The organism is Sinorhizobium sp. GQ132, from assembly GCF_059758575.1.
The window spans coordinates 1-15955 of sequence record NZ_JCAXDX010000021.1; the positions used below are offsets into that span (position 1 = coordinate 1).

The window sequence follows — 15955 nt, forward strand, 5'->3', positions numbered from 1 at the left end:
GGTCTACCTCTGCCCGCCCTCAAACCAGACCCACGAACAGCGGATGCTTTTCCGAAATCATCTTCGTCAACATGACGACGTGGCTGCTGCATACCTTGCCCTGAAAAACCAGCTTGCGGCGCAGTTTCCGTATGATGGGGATCGTTATACGTCGGGGAAGAGTGCCTTCATCTCCGAAATAGTCCGCGCGGCGCAAAGAGAGGCGCGGTGACCGGGGCCGACTACCGCCTTGCCTAGGAGCGCGCCAGAAGCGTTCTTCGCGAGTGATCAATGCTGATTGACGAATCAGTGCGGGGCGGCGCATCATTCGCTCGGCGTGGCCTACGCCTAACCTCCTAGACCTTCCCCAGCATGGTCTTGAACAGAGGCAAAGGGACTGACGTCTCGGGTCGGTTGTCTTGGTCCGATCGTTTCGGCGGGTTGCTGGGGAACTACGTCCGGAACGTGAAAGGCCTCACAATGACCCAAAACGGAAATTTCAAACGTCGTGTACGCGCTCGCGCGGCAAAGACAGGCGAATCTTACACCGCAGCTCTTCACCACATCCGCCAGCCGTCGGCCAAGCCTGCCATCCACGCAATAGGGCTTGCTGTGGCGCAAACCTCTCTGTTTGAAGATCCTCGCGACAAGTCTGCGCTTCGAGCGAGTGGGACGGAGCTGCGCGCCCTGATGATGGCCGCTCATAGAGCAGGCGCTCGCGTAATCCATTTCCCTGAAGGCGCGACATGCTCGCCCAACAAGCGGCTTATGTCAGAGAGCGGCCCCAAGGAGATCGGCCCATCAGACTGGGGACGATATGACTGGGCCACTTTGCGTTCAGAATTGGCGGCCACGAGCGAGCTGGCGAAGAAATTGAAGCTATGGACGGTGCTTGGGTCCGTCCATCAGCTTACACCTCCTCATCGGCCGCATAATAGCCTGTACGTCATATGTGATTGCGGAACACTGGTGACCCGCTACGACGAGCGCATGCTATCGAATACCAAAACATCCTTCATGTATTCGCCTGGAAAATTGCCGGTGACATTCGAAGTGGATGGCGTGCGGTTCGGCTGCGCACTCGGGATGGAATCACACTATCCAGAGTTATTCACGGAGTATGAGCGGCTTGAGGCAGATTGCGTTCTGTTCTCGACTACAGGCGAAATCCCTTCCGCCGCCCCAGCATTCGCCGCGGAGGTGTTGGGCCACGCTGCCAGCAATACGTATTGGGTCAGCTACGCAGCTCACGCGCCGCAAAGCGTAGCTATTCCTGCTGGGATAGCATCGCCAGATGGCCGCTGGGCAGCCCAATGCGCGGCAGATGGCTCAACTTCGATCTCCGTCACCGATGTTACAATTGACCGGGAGCATCCGGCGCGGCCCTGGCGGCGAAGCGCTCGCGCCGACCTCTACGCTCCTCATCAGGTGGACGGCGACGTGAGAAGCGACAGCCGCGACCAATTCTGATTAGAAATACGGTCAGGGGCAGCCCCTGGCCGCGACTTGATCCTTTTGGGCCGGCTCTCGACTGGCCGGATCGCGCGCCATTTCGGTCATCGGCCTACTCTTCGAGTGATCCCAAGAGCAGCCACCTACTTAGGTTATCGCGAGTGTCGTTGATGGGATGGGAAGGCGACCGTCTGCTTCTAGCAGCGAATGCACCAAAACCGACACACGGTTCAAGATTGGCTGTCGCAAAAGTCGTCTGCAAAATGCCGATTTTTGCAAAAGAAATTCCCCTTCGATCTCAGCGGCGGCCGACAACGTCTCTTCGTTTGCTTCAGCGATTTGTTTGTTTGAGGGGTGGGTTCCCGACCACGAGCCAACCCGCCGCAAGGATAAAGCCGATTCCCAGCACCGTGGGCATGTCGGGAACGTCCGCGAAAAATACAAAGCCCCAGAAAACGGCGAACACCAGATAGCTGTAGTCGAATGTACCGATGATCGCTGCCGGGGCGATCTGATAGGCCTTTGCTACCCCGATGCTCTCCGCAACCAGCAAGATGCCCAATAGTACAATGATCGCCCATGTCCCATTGCTCATCGCCATCCACGGACTTTGCAGGAAGGGAAAAGCTAGGTCGTCAGCGGCCGGAACGAACATGATACCTCCGACGCCCAGAGCGCCCGATATGACGAGGCACAGGTTCAGGCTCATAGCTACGCTCAAGGAGTTCTCCTCAGCGCATCTGCTTCGGGTTATGACCGCCGCGAGGGCATAGAAGATGGCAGCAAGGATCGGAAGCAACGCAACTGCGGAGAAGTCATCGGCCGCCGGGCGCAGAATGACGAGCACACCGATGAAGCCCAGCAGGATTCCCAGCCACCTCCGTGCGCCAACAGGTTCTCCAATGAGGGCGGCGGAGAAGAGAGCGATAAACAGTGGCGTCGTGTAGAGCGCCGTGGCCGCCACTGACAGGCTCATGAACGGGAGTGCGGCGTAATAGGCAATCCACATCAGCACGATCAGCATGCTGCGCACAAACACCCAGCCCACGGCCTTCGGCCATCGCGGCGAAGCAGGAGCCAGGATTCTGGCAACGCCAAACAGCAGGGGAACGGTGACAAGTCCGCGTGCGACGAAAAGCTGCCACAGCGAGAAGTCGGCATTACTTTGTTTGACGACTGCATCGCCGAAGGCGAGCATGAAGACCGAGGTCACGATCAACGTGATGCCGAGGGGAGTTCCTTCGAGGCGCAAATGACGGACTTTCGAAACGAGAGGTATCTGGATAGTCGCGCGCTCGCGGCGGACTCATCCGTCGGGAATGCGGATCAGGCTGAACGCTGCCTGACGGGCGTGGAGGATAGCGTTCTGTCCTTGGCCCATCTGAGCCATCAGGGTCGCTCCTTCGAGCAACATAAAGATCGCATCCGATGCTGATGCCGCCTGATCCTTGTCCATCGCGGCCCCGAGAATGCTCAAGAGCCGGGTCTTGAGGCTATTCTTGTGCTCGACCACCGCGTCAAAGACCGGATGTTCCGGCTCACCGAACTCCGCAAGCGCATGGGCAAACAGGCAACCATGAAAGTTGGCGCTCAGAAACCATCGCTCGTACCAGTCAAAGATCGTGCCGATCTTCTCCTGCGGGGTCGAGGCGTGCTGCGCAAGACGATCGAGTTGGGCGTCAAAGCGAGCGGCACGCTGGTTCAGTACTTCGACGATCAAGGCGTCCTTGGAGGAAAAACTGCGATACATCGTCATCTTGGCCACGTCCGCCTCAGCGATGATCCGATCTGTACCGGTCGCGTGATAGCCGGAGCGCGAAAACAGCGCGTAAGCCGTATCGACGATCTGCTGGCGCTTGTTGGCGGGATCACGCGGACGTGGCATAGGGAACTCATTATGATAGAGACCGATCTGTATCATAATGAGTTCAAGTTACAAATTCGTCAAGCTGCCAAAAGCTCTTAATGTAACGGCGCGAAATTCTTGATTCTTGGATCGGCACGTTCAACAGGTGCAAGACCAGCGCGAACATCGCGTAGACAAAGCCTGCAATGACGAAAAGAGTGGCGGACGCTGCACCAGCAGCGATTCCCATCAACGGTCCGACGGCCCAGCCAGCATTCGTGGCCGTATAACGCCAGGAAAAGTACTTGAGACGCAGCGGCTCGGGGCACACATCACTCATCAGGGCGCGTGAAATCGGCTCATAGATCGCGAGAGCGACAGCCGCAATGACCTGAGCAATGCAAAATGCCACAACTGTTTCGGCGAGCCCCATGCCAACCAAAGCAAGGGCCATGGAGAGCAGCGTAAGCGTCAGCACGGTCTTGCGCCCCACCCTGTCCGACAGTGTTCCTGCGAAGGGAGCCGCGACAGCGCCTACCAGGGGACCGATCCCCAGGAGCGCACCAATCATGGCTGGACCGAGCCCAAATGACTGCTGCAGCTTGATGGCAAGGAACGAGAGCGTCATAGCGCGCGCAGTGGTCACGAGTCCTGACCCCCCAATGAGGAACAGGACGTAGTTCAGTCGTTGTTTGTCGTGCCTCATTGTTGCCCCTCAGGAACTTACAGTTGTCAATGCAGCGATACCAGTGTTCTCGCACTTCCGGTCTCTCCATCGGATGAAACGCGTACTTTTAAATGAAAGAAGTGCAAAGCTTCTGCGACCTCGTCGTTTCAAAAAATCAAGTGAGGCGCTTTCCACGGAGAGACGCGGAGTGCGAGCGCGATCGCAAGGAGCAGCACGATGCCGACAGCCATCATGGCCCATGCCTGGGACAAGTCATCTGAATGGCTTCGCATCCATCCAGCGGCGACCGTTTATTGCTGGCCCAGTTCATATCCAAACCCAGATTAAGTCGCGGTCACATGACAAGCTCGCTCAACCAAAGATGTTGCTTTCTTCGAAACCCTTTTGTTGGCGGATCATGCGACCAACAACTCGGTCGCGAGACTGTTTGACGTGACGAATAACAGCACTGCGCGCTCTTCGGCCGTCGCGCACGGCCAACGCCTCAATAATCTCATCATGGTCGTGTTCCAGTTCGTCACCGTCCCCATGGCCAATGTCGGCAAAAAGAAGTCGCTGGATTTCGTCGAAGATCTGGCTCGTGGCACGTCGTAGACGCCCGTTGTCGGCGATTTCCGCGATTTTTTCATGAAAGTCCTGGTTGGCTTGCATAAAGTTCCGATAGCTCGTCTTGTCGCCAACGACCAGCTTGGCGCTGGAAAGACGACGCATCTCCGCGATGTGCTCGTCGGTAATTCGTGGTGCAGCCAACTCCGCTGCCGCCCCTTCGATGATCAGCCGCATCTGTATCAGTTCATGAAAGTCTTTGAGGCTGAGCTCGGTAACGGCATAGCCGCGCCTGGCAATGACTCTGACGAGCCCATCCTGGCGAAGACGCGTCAGAGCTTCCCGCAGTGGCGACGAGCTGACCTTGTAGCGCGCAATCAGGTCTGCCTCGTTGAATACGACGCCCTGGCGTATTTCTCCAAGCGTGATGGCAGTCCGCAAATCATTGTAGACCCGATCCCCGAGCGATTGTTTAGGCGTAGAGGCAGATTCTTTCATAAGGGCTCCGGAGAGAGGATCGGCTATGTAGGGCAACCGTCTGGCGGTGCACGACCACTGATGCTCGTACCTAGGTGCCTGTAGAAACACCGGGCCACGACAGCAAAGTCAAGCCTGTTGGGCGTCGCCCTTTTGTATAAGGCGGCGCCCGGTTCGGGTTAAAAGACGTCCTACGCCTTCAAGGGTTTGGTCCGCGCTTCTGTATTCATGAAGCTTTGGACGACAAGAACGAGGACAAGGGCGGCCGACAAGCCGAGAACGCCCACCGTCAGAAGTCCCGAGGCAACGCTGCCGGTCTCGGTCTTCAAGAGGCCGAGGCCGTAGGGTGCAAGGAATCCTCCAAGGTTGCCGAAAGAGTTGATGATAGCAATGCCAGCGGCGGCAGCCGTGCCCGCAAAAAGCTTGTTCGGCATCTGCCAGAATACCGGAATGGCACCATAGGCGCCGGCCAAGGCAAACGCGAAGGCTCCGATCGTCAACAGGGCATTGTTATAGATGGGCATGGCAAGGGCGACGAAGGCAAGGCCACCTACGACAATCGAGCCGACGCATTGGGCGAGCGGGCGCTGTGTCCGATCGGCCATCAGACCGTTGAAGACCATTGCCGCCGAACCGCAAAGCGATACACCGGAAATGATCCAGCCGATCGTGGCGATATTGTCGAAGCCAGCCTCACGCACGATCGTCGGACCCCAGAATGCCGCCGTCGCATTCATGACGATGACAAGGAAGTAGACTGCGGTGAAGATCCACAGGCGTCGGTCTCGAAGGAGGAGTGACAACGAATGCTGGCGCTCGCCCAACTCCTTGCTGTCGCGGTCGAGATCGGCGCGCAGCTCCATTCGTTGCTTCGACGTGAGCCAACGAGCGTCTTCCACCTTATCGGTGAGATATTTCAGAACGAAAAGGCCGATCAGAACGGTTGGCAGACCTTCAAGCAGGAAAAGCCACTGCCAACCGGACGCCCCCAAATATCCATGCAAATGGGTCATGATCGATCCCGCAAGCGGCCCGCCGACAACTCCGGAAAGCGCTACCGAGGACATGAAAATGCCGAAGACTTTGGCGCGACGTTTAGTGGGAAACCAGAGCGTCAGATACATGATCACGCCAGGGAAGAAGCCCGCTTCGAACGCGCCGAGTAGAAATCGTAGCGTATAGAACAGCGCCGGTGTCGTGGCGTGCGCCATCAGCATGCAAATCACGCCCCAGCCTATCGCGATACGTGCGATGGTTTTGCGCGCGCCGATCTTCTGCAGAAACAGGTTGCTCGGAACTTCGAAGACCAGATAGCCGATGTAAAATATGCCTGCGCCAAGCCCGTAGACAGCGTCGCTGAACTGTAGCTCTTCCATCATCTGCAGCTTGGCGAAGCTGACATTGACACGATCAATCCATGCCAGGACCCAGAGGACCATGAGTATGGGTATCAGTCGCCAGAACACTTTCTTGTAGGTCGCATCGAGGTCGGCGGGTACGGAAGCTGTTCCGCCCGCAGGAAGGTTGACGCTCATTTTGTGGGAATCCCCTCTTGTTCTTTGAACGTTGGAATACTGCGCGGGCGCCTTTTCATCGTCCGCCGTCCCGTTAGATACATCATAAAAACATTTATAGTCAATCGCGCCTTCTTCGAGCCTGCTAGTCTCGAACCGCCGTTGAGCTAATTTCCGAATTTCGCTTGATTCTTGCGCCAATCGGGGTGATAGATGAAATACATCATAAAAACATTGAAGGGAGTTTCCGTGTCTTCAAAGCTGCGTTTTTCGGCTGCAGGCGACATCGTCGTCCGCAATCGGCTCTACCAAGATGGTATTCCGGTACACCCGGGTTATGAGAAGACAATGGACTACCTGCGCGCGGGTGATGTAGTGTGGGGGTCCTGCGAGGTGCAGTTCTCAACCGCTGGCCATCGAACCGACGCACCAATTGCCTATCTCGTGGAGCCGGCTGTTGCCGAAGATCTGAGCCGCGCGGGTTTCAACTTGATGACCGTTGCGACCAATCACACACGAGACTTCGGCATTGGGGCATTCCTGGACACGCTCTCGCACCTTGACGAGGCGGGCATCGCGACTGTCGGAGGCGGACAAGACCTCGCCGCCGCGCAGACTCCGCGGCTTGTCGAGATCGGCGGAACTAAGCTCGGTATCATCGCGGTTTCCTGTCTGTTGCCACCTGACTACGCCGCGATGGCAGACCGCCCCGGTATTTCGCCCGTCCGTGTCGAGCAGTGGCCGGAAATCCACCCGGTGCTGCTGGCTACCGAGCCCGGCGCTCCCATGAAGATGCGCAGCCGGGCCGTTCCGGAAGACGTCGCGCAGCTCGTCGGTCAGATTGAACGTCTGCGCCCCAGCGTCGATGTCCTGATCGTCAGCGTCCACTGGGGATACGGACGCGGAAATCCTAGGGCCGAGTACCAACAGCCGCTTGGGCGCGCGATCATCGACGCCGGCGCCGACATGGTCCTCGGAAACCATCCGCACAGTCCGGCCGGCATCGAAACCTATCGCGGCAGGCCCATCCTCTACAGTCTCGGCAATCACATCGCTCAGCAGGACTGGGCGAACGCCACACCCGTCCAGAAGGACATCTTCTTGCAGATCGACCCCTGGTCCATGGTTTGTTCGATTTCCATCGAGGACGGCCGGATCGCCGAAATCGAGTTCCGGGCGACCCACTGCGACTCCGAGGGCATGCCCGTGCTCATCGACGATGTAGATGAAGCAGCGCCGGTGCTGACTGACTTCAACCGCCTGTCGGCGACACTTGGCACCGAGATGCTAATCGACGGCCCGCGGACGGTTTGTCGGTTTGAACCGCGACAGAAACTCGTCGGCGTCGCCTGAGCATCGCAGCCCCGCCGGTCGCAGTCAGCTTCGACATGGCTTGTGACCGGTCAGGGCCGCCGTCCGTCACGACCGGACATTCGATATTCGTCACCCGACCAAATGGAAAAAGCCTTGCTCCCTCGCGTTCTCATCGTTTCTCTCGGCGGCACGATCACAATGATCGGCGATCCCGTCGACGGCCTCTCTCCGACGCTGACGGCGGACGATCTCTTGTCGAGCGTCCCGACCATTGTCGATATTGCAGCCATCGAGACCTGGTCGCCGTTCAAGCTTCCAAGCGCATCGTTGGCCATCTCCTCGATAGTGGCGCTCGCTCAAGATCTTCGCAGCCGCCTGGCAAACGGCTTCGACGCTGTCGTCGTCCTGCAGGGGACCGACACGCTGGAGGAAACTGCTTATTTGCTTGATTGCCTCACCGAGGAAAACAGCCCGGTCGTGTTGACCGGGGCTATGCGTGGTGCGGCGGCGCTGGGCGCCGATGGCCCCTCCAATCTGGATGGAGCGATCAGAGTGGCGGCCGATGCGTCGAGCCGTGGCCGCGGCGTCCTCGTCGTCTTCGACGACGAGATTCATTCTGCCCAGTTTGTCAGCAAATCGCACACGATCAGACTGTCGGCGTTCCGCTCCGCGGCTGCCGCTCCGGTCGGGCGTTTGATTGAGGGGCGAGTCCAATACCGTTGGCGAGCGCCTCGCCATCCTGCGCTGACATTGCAGCTCGACGCTGACAGCAAGCCGGTGGCGCTGCTTCGGTTCGCAATGGGAATGGACGACCGTATCCTTTCAGCATTGCCGGATCTCGGCTTCGCTGGTCTCGTCATCGAAGGGGCCGGCGGCGGCCATGTCTCAGCGGCACTCGTCCCGATGCTGGAGCAACTGACCAAAGTCATGCCCGTCGTGCTGTCCAGCCGATGCACGACGGGGCCGGTTCTGGAAAGCACCTATGGCTACGCTGGATCGGAGATGGATCTTACCGCCCGAGGCGTCCTTCCGTCGGGCAGTCTGGATGGGTTGAAGGCTCGATTGCTCCTGAACCTTCTTCTCGCAGCCAATTTTCACCCCATGGAAATCGCGGCCGAATTCCGTCGGCGCTCCCGTTTATTCAAAGAGTCGAGGAGTTCAAGAGATGTCGAATCCAGACCCTGCCCTTCGCGTGGAGTCCGATGCACTGGGCACGGTCACGCTGCCTTCCGATGCGCTTTACGGCCCGCAGACGGCAAGGGCGATTGCAAACTTCGACGTATCGAGCGTGGCGCTGCGCGATTTCCCGAGCTTCGTGCGCGCGTTGGCCTACGTCAAGAAGGCGGCGGCAGAGGCCAATGGTCGTCTGGGGCTGCTGCAACCCTCGCTGAAGGAGTCGATACTCGCAGCCTGTGACGAGGTGCTTGCGGGCAGACACCACCACGCCTTCGCCGTCGGAATATTCCAGGGAGGCGCCGGCACCTCCTCCAACATGAACGCCAACGAGGTGATCGCAAACCTTGCGCTGCGACGACAAGGCCTACCGCTCGGAAGCTACGACGTGATCCACCCGAACGATCATGTTAACCTGTCGCAGTCCACGAACGACGTGTACCCGACCGCCATCCGCATCGCACTCCTTTTCGGCAACCAGGACCTGCAGCGGGCGATCGGCCGTCTCGCAGAATGCTTCGACGCGCGCGCGGCCGACTTCTCGACCATCCGCAAACTCGGCCGAACGCAGCTTCAGGACGCAGTTCCCATGACGCTGGGCCAGGAGTTCCAGGCCTTCGCCTCGACCTTGCGGGAGGATGTCGAGCGACTTGAGGAACTATCGCAACTGCTCTGCCAGATCAATCTCGGCGGTACGGCGATCGGCACCGCAGTCAACGCACCTCCCGGCTACCAGGGGCTGGTCGTTCCCATCCTTGCCGAGATGACAGGTCTCCCGTTGGCTGCCGCAACGGACCTCATCGAAGCCAGCTGGGACACTGGTGTTTTCGTTCTCTATTCGGGGATGCTGAAACGCTCGGCAACGAAGCTTTCGAAAATCGCCAATGACCTCCGGCTGCTTTCGAGCGGCCCGCGCGGCGGGATTGGCGAGATCAATCTGCCGGCGCTTCAGCCGGGCTCCTCGATCATGCCGGGGAAAATCAATCCCGTTCTGCCGGAACTCGTAAGCCAGGTCGCCTTCCAGGTGATCGGCGCCGACGTCACCGTGACGATGGCATCGGAAGCCGGCCAGCTCCAACTCAATGCGATGGAGCCGGTGATCGTCTACAACGTCCTGAACTCGATCGACCTTTTGCAGCGGACCTGCGATGCGTTCGCAACCCGGTGCGTGGCCGGCATCAGCGCCAATCCCGATAAGTGCTCGGCGCATTTGGAAAGGAGCACGGCGCTGGTCACCGAACTGGTGCCGCTGCTCGGCTATGAAAAGGCGTCGCAGATCGCCTATCGAATTCTGGGTGACGACCGACCCGCGGGGGAGATCCTGGCCGAGGAACGGTCCTTGGCGCTTGCGCAGCTTGCCTCGGAGTTCGCGTAAATGAGCGATGTGATCGCATGGCGCCGCGAGCTGCACCGAAACCCTGAGCTTCTCTATGATCTGCCGCTGACGTCGAGTTTTGCGGTCGAGCGCCTGCGTGAATTCGGCGTCGACAGCATCGCGAGCGGCGTCGGCTGCAGCGGCGTTGTCGCCGTCATTCGCGGCAACGGGGGAAAAGGCAAATCGGTTGGGCTGAGGGCCGACATGGATGCGTTACCGATCACCGAGGAGGCCGGCTTCGACTACGCGTCGGAACATGCCGGGCGGATGACGGGCGCACGGCCATGCTGCTGGGCGCCGCGCGCCAGCTTGCTGCCGACCGCAACTTTGCCGGCACTCAACGCACGCAATTCCTCCAGTTCGGCAAGCGGATCGGAAGCAACAAAAGACATGCGTCTGTAGCACAAGGGGTCTTATCCCGCTACGGGTTTTAGTCACAAAAACAATGCGTTATTACGCCATCGCCGGCTTCGGCAGAGGGTCAGGCATCCGCGTTCGCCGCCAATCCATCCCTTCCACCAGGAGAGCAAGTTGGGCTGCCGACATTTGCAGAACACCATCGACGATCGACGGCCAGACGAACTTGCCATAGCACATCCCGGTTCCGTCCCAATAAAGAGCTTTCAAATAGCCGCCTCTTTTCCCCCGAAAGAGGAAGAGATGGCCACTGGATCGGCATTCAACGTGTTGACGACCTCCGCCGACAGACCATCGAACCCACGCCGCATATCGACCGGCCGGCAGGCCAGGTACACTTTCGTCCCCGCGGCAATCTGGATCACGACGCCTCACCCAGCGCTGCAAGAACACGCCGCAATGCCTTCTCATTTACGAAGGCGTCAACGCGAACGCGAACACCATTGGCAAGATCGATTTCGATGACGCCGGGGCGCTCGTCCAATGTCGGCCCTTTGGCCGGCAACACCGATTTGGGCCGCGCCGAACTCGCCACCGGGGGAGCCGCCGCAGAGGGGGCGATCGGTATCGTCATCGCAGGCCCTTCGTCATCGCCTCGTCCAAACACGCCGATCGGAATGAAGTCCAAGGCGGGTTGCGGCCGAAGCACAAGGGAATCCGGCCTGTGACCGAGCTGTCCGGCCTCGGCTGCCCGTATTCAGCGGAAAAGCAGGTTGCTGTTGACCCCGCGCCGGCGCGCCTCCTCCGCTACCGAGTTTCCGGGAAGCTGCGCTTCTTCAACAATTCGCCACTTGTCTTCCAGCGACCAGTTTCGTCGACCGCGCTTCGCCGCTTCGCTCATTCCCCACATCAAATACCGCCATAGTGTCCACTCAGCACTTGATGGACACTATCCCACTCCACGGCAGCGCCGGTATTGGCCCGAAACGAGAACAATTCATCTCGTCGATAGGCAAGATCCTATCAAGCAAGGTTTCCTGGCCCTGCATTCTCAAACGTCATCCTTCAACAAATCAGCCTCGCGAGCGCCAACACAGACCGTGATGAACGGCGCAGATACGAGCGTGATTTTATAGGCCGTCCGCAGCTCTTGATCAGCTACGAACAGGTCTAGGGATAACAATCTGCCCTAAAGAGCAGCGCGCTTATCGTGCCTCGCGACGCGGGCAAGGAGATAATCCACTTCTGCGCGCGCGGTCGGAGTCAGCATCTGGGCTGGCTTGCGTTGCGCGTCGGAGGCGATCACGCCCCGACGTTTCAGAACGTGCTTGCGAATGGCAAGGCCGACGCCAAGCTGTTGCTCGTAACGGATCAACGGCAGGTGTGCGTCGAAAAGATCGTGCGCGTCATCTCTCTTCCCGGCCGTAAACAGCCCCACCAGCTCGGTGAGCATGTCCGGGAAGCCATAGCCGGTCATGGCGCCGTCGGCCCCTCGCTCGGGCTCAAAGTCGAGGAACATTCCGCCATTGCCGCAGAGGATAGAAAATTCGCGAAGCTCGCCCGACTTCTGCGTGGCGCGCAGCTTCGAGATTTTCTCCAGGCCGGGCCAGTCCTCGTGTTTCAGCATCAGGCAGGACGGATGATTGGTGATGATCTTGGCGATGACGCCAGGCGTCATAACAACCGTGAGGGTCAGCGGATAATCCTGCAGAACCCACGGCACATCTTCGCCGACGGCTTCCACTGCGCCCGCGAAATAGTTGACGATCTGATCATCCGTGCGCAGCGCAGGTGGCGGAGCGATCATCACGCCGGCCGCGCCCATTTCCATCGAGTCACGCGCCAACGAACGCATGCTGGCGAACCCTGGAGCGGAGACCCCGACGATCACCGGGATCTTGGATCGGGAGACCACGCGCTTGACTATGGCCCGACTTTCCTCCGGGTCGAGCTTCGGAGCCTCGCCCATGATCCCGAGGATCGTGACGCCAGTGCAACCGCTCTCGTGATAAAAGTCCGTTAGCCGGTCGATCGAACTGAAATCGATCGAACCGTCCTCGAAGAACGGCGTCGTCGCGATAGCGTAGACGCCCTTGGATTGCGTGCTGAACGTCATTTCTGGATTTCCTTCCAGGCGTCGTACCGGGCCTTCGTTGCGCGTTCATCGGGTAAAGACCGGGAAGCGGCACGCCCCGATCGACTTCGCTCATGATTCAGACTTCCATGCGGTCCTGCTCGGGCGCTTCGGCGACCACCTCCCTCTCGACTGACTTTCCTCAACGGGCCACCTGGGTTGCCAGGGAAGCTTACAGAGGAAACCTAGCAGCGAGTCGCAGGAGATCCAGATCCGCATATGGACGACCGATAATCTGTACTGCGCACCATTGCCCTCCTGAAAGTTGGAGAGGTACCGCCACAGCCGGCAACCCTAGACTGTTGACCCAGCGATTGAACTTCAAAAGTTCAAGTGTCAGCTTTCGATTGGCTTCCGCTGGACCGTTCAATTCTTCACGGGGATAGGAGGCGCGGGGCGTGATAGGTGAGACAACCACGTCGCATTCGCACAATGTGCTGGAAAGAAAATCAGCCGTTAAGCGAGAGCGTATTCGCTGGGCGGCCTCATAGTCCCGCCTCCCGATTGCGGCGCCGATGGCAAGCCGTTGGCGCACATTTTCGGTGAAGGTTTCGGGTACCTCGTTAAAGAACTGCTCCAAGTAGCGCGCCGCCTCATAGCCGGTGACGACCGTCGCGATGTTATTGCAGAGCGCCAGGTCCGGAATTGCAACGGCTTGCACTTGCTCGGAGTTGGAGACACCGAGGAATTCTTCTAGCGCTGTGCGTGTGTCAGCATCGCTCGCCGCAAACAGCCCTTCGGCTACGCCAATCCGCACCCTGTTCCCAGCACTCCTTCTTGCCGGTGATGCTTCGTCGACCAAAACTTCAGCTACTCGATAGAGCAAGGACCCGCTCGCCGCGACGACGGCTGGGCAATCGTGGCTGGGACTGAGTGGGACGACCCCTGAGGAGCTTAACAATCCGTTTGTGGGCTTCCAACCCCAAACACCGCAGAAGGCTGCCGGAATGCGGATCGAACCACCCGTGTCAGTACCGATTGCGAAGGGTACAATCCCCGCGGCAACAGCGACAGAAGAGCCCGAGGAAGACCCTCCGACGAGCAATTGGGGATTACGAGGATTGACTGGCGCCCCATAGAAGGGATTTTCTCCGGTGGGCGAATAGCTGAAAGGGTCGAGATTGGTGGCGCCGATGGGAACCGCGCCCGCTGCAAACAGACGTGACAACAGCGTTGACTGTGTTGCTTCGCGAGGCGGGAAACTATGTCGCGTTCCATTGCTCGGTCGGTGACCATCAGCAAAGAACACATCCTTGAAGGCAAAAGGCACATTCTCGAGCAAACCGGCGCCAAAGTCTCGCCCGCCCATCATCGAGAAGGCCTCGTTCGGCGAGAAGATGCGAACGAACGCGTTGAGCTCTCTACGCAGTTTCGCCGCCATCCGAGCGCGTCTAGGCCAGTCTGCCAACACCTCAAATTCCATTGGAGCGACGTCCGCAACACTGCCGGTGCGGCTCGCCGCCTCCCCAGCGAGCAGTTGCTCTACACGTGGTAAACCGGGCCACCGATCCTCCCGACGAATGGCCTCCTTCAGCAGTGATGCGGCTTCTCCCGCGCGGGTCGGGCTCGGGGGATCGAAAGCGATTTTGGCTGCCATTCCCCCGACAGTTCCCATTTAAACGTGACCGTAGGTTTTCAGGGCATCGCTTAGCGTCATCCCGTTGGCAAGTTCGCGGCGAATATTGGCTTCGCCGAGCGTGAGGGCTTCTGCTTTCTCCAGTACAGTCTCGATGTGCTCTGCAGGGATAGCTATTGCACCATCAGCATCAGCAAGAATAAAATCTCCTGGTGCAACTTCGACATGTTTCGAAGTTGCACCCCGGAGGAAAACTGGGATCTGCCAAGCATTCACTTTCCAGCGTCCTATAGATTGGACTGGCGAGCGGTAGCGGGCAAAAACAGGAAAGTCGTGCTGATTAAGCCAAGCAATATCGCGCACACCCCCGTCGGCGAGGGCGCCGACGCAACCGCGCTCCTGAAGGCCAAGCGCAATGAGTTCGCCAAAATAGCAAGTGCCATCGCCATCACCCGACCAGACGGAAATCTCGTCATTCGAGATCCCCTGACATGCTGTCATCTTCTCGGAGTCGCCTCCCATACCATAAGGTGTGGACTGTCCACGGATAGTGTAGGCGAACCCGGCGAGCTTGCCGGTGTTACCGGAATAACTGCTGAACTCCGCGGATAGCCCCTGATTCAGTAGCCCCATCTCGTCCAGCACGTCAGCGACATTGGAAGTATCAACTTTGAGGAAGCGCTCGCGGATCGCGGCGCGGCTGTTTCTTGACACGTTCTATTCTCCTGATGATGACTAAATGCTTGCAATCAATCCGCCATCGACGCGAATGGTCGACCCGGTGATATAGCTGGCATGGCGGCTCGCTAGAAACGCCACCGTTGCTCCATATTCGCTAGGCTCCCCATAGCGTCCGACCGGGATTGAAGCAGCGCTGTCAGCCTCAACGTTGCTAACAGCCCGATTTTCCCGCTTTGCCTTCGCCTCGTCGAGCTGACGTATGCGGGCCGTCGCAACACGACCAGGCAGGATAATATTTGCTGTGATTCCATCTCGGCCGACTTCTTGTGCAAGGGTCTTCGACCAACCGACAAGAGACATTCGCACAGCGTTCGATATCCCGAGATTCGGAATCGGAGCGACCACACCCGACGATGTGCTGGTGATTATGCGGCCAAACTTGCGCGCACGCATGCCTGGCAGAAATCGGTCGGTAACCGCGAAAACTGCGCAGGCCATGGAACGAAAGTAATGCATCCAATCATCGGGATCGACGCCCGCCGCGGTCGTTGGGGGCGGACCGCCCGTGTTGTTGACCAGAATATCAACTCCCCCATGGCTTTGTTCGATCGCGCAAGCATGACGTTCCAGCGCCGCTTTGTCGGCAACGTCCCAAATCAGTGGATTGATCTCACCGCCGACCTGGCGAATACGGCCGGTCACTCGGTCGAGAGATTCCTCATTGATGTCGGCTGCGAATAGGCGGGCACCCTCGGCAGCCAATGCTTCGGCAATAGCACCGCCGAGCCCACCCCCTGCACCGAAAACTAGCGCAGTTTTTCCGTCCAAACCTAAATCCATTTT

General features: G+C 58.9%; 16 protein-coding genes and 2 pseudogenes. 6 read left to right on the forward strand and 12 right to left on the reverse strand.

Annotated elements, in window-relative coordinates:
• Together AC6CIG_RS28195 and AC6CIG_RS28200 are read left to right on the forward strand one after the other, a co-directional pair.
• On the forward strand, positions 1-211 hold a 211-nt coding region (locus AC6CIG_RS28195), incomplete at its 5' end, for a GrpB family protein (RefSeq protein ID WP_498324224.1).
• Between the two features lie 248 nt (positions 212-459).
• Positions 460-1449 (forward strand): carbon-nitrogen hydrolase family protein, encoded by a 990-nt coding sequence (locus AC6CIG_RS28200; protein ID WP_498324225.1) that lies wholly within the window; start codon positions 460-462, stop codon positions 1447-1449.
• A 313-nt stretch (positions 1450-1762) separates the two neighbouring features.
• On the opposite strand, the gene AC6CIG_RS28205 is transcribed toward AC6CIG_RS28200, so the two are convergent.
• From AC6CIG_RS28205 to AC6CIG_RS28225, 5 genes are all read right to left on the reverse strand, one after another.
• Positions 1763-2683 carry a DMT family transporter gene (locus tag AC6CIG_RS28205; protein ID WP_498324226.1) on the reverse strand — a complete coding sequence of 307 codons (921 nt, stop codon included), beginning with the start codon at positions 2681-2683 and terminating at the stop codon, positions 1763-1765.
• A 54-nt stretch (positions 2684-2737) separates the two neighbouring features.
• Complete coding sequence (locus AC6CIG_RS28210; RefSeq protein WP_498324227.1) at positions 2738-3352, reverse strand: TetR/AcrR family transcriptional regulator; 615 nt, start codon at positions 3350-3352, stop codon at positions 2738-2740.
• A 7-nt stretch (positions 3353-3359) separates the two neighbouring features.
• Positions 3360-3983 carry an MFS transporter gene (locus AC6CIG_RS28215; RefSeq protein ID WP_498324228.1) on the reverse strand — a complete coding sequence of 208 codons (624 nt, stop codon included), beginning with the start codon at positions 3981-3983 and terminating at the stop codon, positions 3360-3362.
• Positions 3984-4316: 333 nt separating this feature from the next.
• A complete protein-coding gene (locus tag AC6CIG_RS28220; protein WP_498324229.1) occupies positions 4317-5009 on the reverse strand; it encodes a GntR family transcriptional regulator in 693 nt (230 codons plus the stop codon).
• 170 nt (positions 5010-5179) lie between these two features.
• Positions 5180-6703, reverse strand: coding sequence for an MFS transporter (locus AC6CIG_RS28225; RefSeq protein WP_498324230.1), 1524 nt, complete (start codon positions 6701-6703; stop codon positions 5180-5182).
• A gap of 12 nt (positions 6704-6715) precedes the next feature.
• Between AC6CIG_RS28225 and AC6CIG_RS28230 the strand changes: the two genes are divergently transcribed.
• The 4 genes and pseudogenes from AC6CIG_RS28230 to AC6CIG_RS28245 all read left to right on the forward strand — a co-directional run bounded on the left by AC6CIG_RS28230 (position 6716) and on the right by AC6CIG_RS28245 (position 10766).
• Positions 6716-7855, forward strand: a complete 1140-nt coding sequence (locus AC6CIG_RS28230) for a CapA family protein (RefSeq protein WP_498324231.1) — start codon at positions 6716-6718, stop codon at positions 7853-7855.
• Positions 7856-7957: 102 nt separating this feature from the next.
• Positions 7958-8920, forward strand: a pseudogene (locus AC6CIG_RS28235) (asparaginase); the annotation flags it as partial.
• A 61-nt stretch (positions 8921-8981) separates the two neighbouring features.
• Positions 8982-10364 (forward strand): aspartate ammonia-lyase, encoded by a 1383-nt coding sequence (locus AC6CIG_RS28240; protein ID WP_498324232.1) that lies wholly within the window; start codon positions 8982-8984, stop codon positions 10362-10364.
• Positions 10365-10766 carry a hypothetical protein gene (locus AC6CIG_RS28245; RefSeq protein ID WP_498324233.1) on the forward strand — a complete coding sequence of 134 codons (402 nt, stop codon included), beginning with the start codon at positions 10365-10367 and terminating at the stop codon, positions 10764-10766. It abuts the gene before it with no gap.
• Positions 10767-10817: 51 nt separating this feature from the next.
• Here the strand turns inward: AC6CIG_RS28245 and tnpB are convergent.
• The 7 genes and pseudogenes from tnpB to AC6CIG_RS28280 form a co-directional block, all read right to left on the reverse strand.
• Positions 10818-11092 (reverse strand): annotated as a pseudogene (tnpB, locus tag AC6CIG_RS28250) (IS66 family insertion sequence element accessory protein TnpB).
• 50 nt (positions 11093-11142) lie between these two features.
• A complete protein-coding gene (locus AC6CIG_RS28255) occupies positions 11143-11355 on the reverse strand; it encodes a hypothetical protein (RefSeq protein WP_498324234.1) in 213 nt (70 codons plus the stop codon).
• 123 nt (positions 11356-11478) lie between these two features.
• Complete coding sequence (locus AC6CIG_RS28260; RefSeq protein WP_498324235.1) at positions 11479-11622, reverse strand: transposase; 144 nt, start codon at positions 11620-11622, stop codon at positions 11479-11481.
• Positions 11623-11910: 288 nt separating this feature from the next.
• Positions 11911-12837 (reverse strand): dihydrodipicolinate synthase family protein, encoded by a 927-nt coding sequence (locus AC6CIG_RS28265; RefSeq protein WP_498324236.1) that lies wholly within the window; start codon positions 12835-12837, stop codon positions 11911-11913.
• 190 nt (positions 12838-13027) lie between these two features.
• Positions 13028-14452: an amidase gene (locus tag AC6CIG_RS28270; RefSeq protein ID WP_498324237.1), complete on the reverse strand. Its 1425-nt coding sequence runs from the start codon at positions 14450-14452 to the stop codon at positions 13028-13030.
• Positions 14453-14470: 18 nt separating this feature from the next.
• On the reverse strand, positions 14471-15145 hold the full coding sequence (locus AC6CIG_RS28275; RefSeq protein ID WP_498324238.1) for an RraA family protein: 675 nt from the start codon (positions 15143-15145) through the stop codon (positions 14471-14473).
• A 21-nt stretch (positions 15146-15166) separates the two neighbouring features.
• On the reverse strand, positions 15167-15952 hold the full coding sequence (locus AC6CIG_RS28280; RefSeq protein ID WP_498324239.1) for an SDR family oxidoreductase: 786 nt from the start codon (positions 15950-15952) through the stop codon (positions 15167-15169).
• Between the last annotated feature and the right edge of the window lie 3 nt (positions 15953-15955).

What these genes read in the sequence shown, in the direction of transcription:
- AC6CIG_RS28245 (WP_498324233.1), top strand. Translation starts at nt 10,365, where the DNA reads ATGAGCGATGTGATCGCATGGCGCCGCGAGCTGCACCGAAACCCTGAG.
- AC6CIG_RS28280 (WP_498324239.1), bottom strand. Translation starts at nt 15,952, where the DNA reads ATGGATTTAGGTTTGGACGGAAAAACTGCGCTAGTTTTCGGTGCAGGG.
- AC6CIG_RS28265 (WP_498324236.1), bottom strand. Translation starts at nt 12,837, where the DNA reads ATGACGTTCAGCACGCAATCCAAGGGCGTCTACGCTATCGCGACGACG.
- AC6CIG_RS28215 (WP_498324228.1), bottom strand. Translation starts at nt 3,983, where the DNA reads ATGAGGCACGACAAACAACGACTGAACTACGTCCTGTTCCTCATTGGG.
- AC6CIG_RS28260 (WP_498324235.1), bottom strand. Translation starts at nt 11,622, where the DNA reads ATGAGCGAAGCGGCGAAGCGCGGTCGACGAAACTGGTCGCTGGAAGAC.
- AC6CIG_RS28210 (WP_498324227.1), bottom strand. Translation starts at nt 3,352, where the DNA reads ATGATACAGATCGGTCTCTATCATAATGAGTTCCCTATGCCACGTCCG.
- AC6CIG_RS28200 (WP_498324225.1), top strand. Translation starts at nt 460, where the DNA reads ATGACCCAAAACGGAAATTTCAAACGTCGTGTACGCGCTCGCGCGGCA.
- AC6CIG_RS28270 (WP_498324237.1), bottom strand. Translation starts at nt 14,452, where the DNA reads ATGGCAGCCAAAATCGCTTTCGATCCCCCGAGCCCGACCCGCGCGGGA.
- AC6CIG_RS28240 (WP_498324232.1), top strand. Translation starts at nt 8,982, where the DNA reads ATGTCGAATCCAGACCCTGCCCTTCGCGTGGAGTCCGATGCACTGGGC.
- AC6CIG_RS28230 (WP_498324231.1), top strand. Translation starts at nt 6,716, where the DNA reads ATGAAATACATCATAAAAACATTGAAGGGAGTTTCCGTGTCTTCAAAG.
- AC6CIG_RS28220 (WP_498324229.1), bottom strand. Translation starts at nt 5,009, where the DNA reads ATGAAAGAATCTGCCTCTACGCCTAAACAATCGCTCGGGGATCGGGTC.
- AC6CIG_RS28255 (WP_498324234.1), bottom strand. Translation starts at nt 11,355, where the DNA reads ATGACGATACCGATCGCCCCCTCTGCGGCGGCTCCCCCGGTGGCGAGT.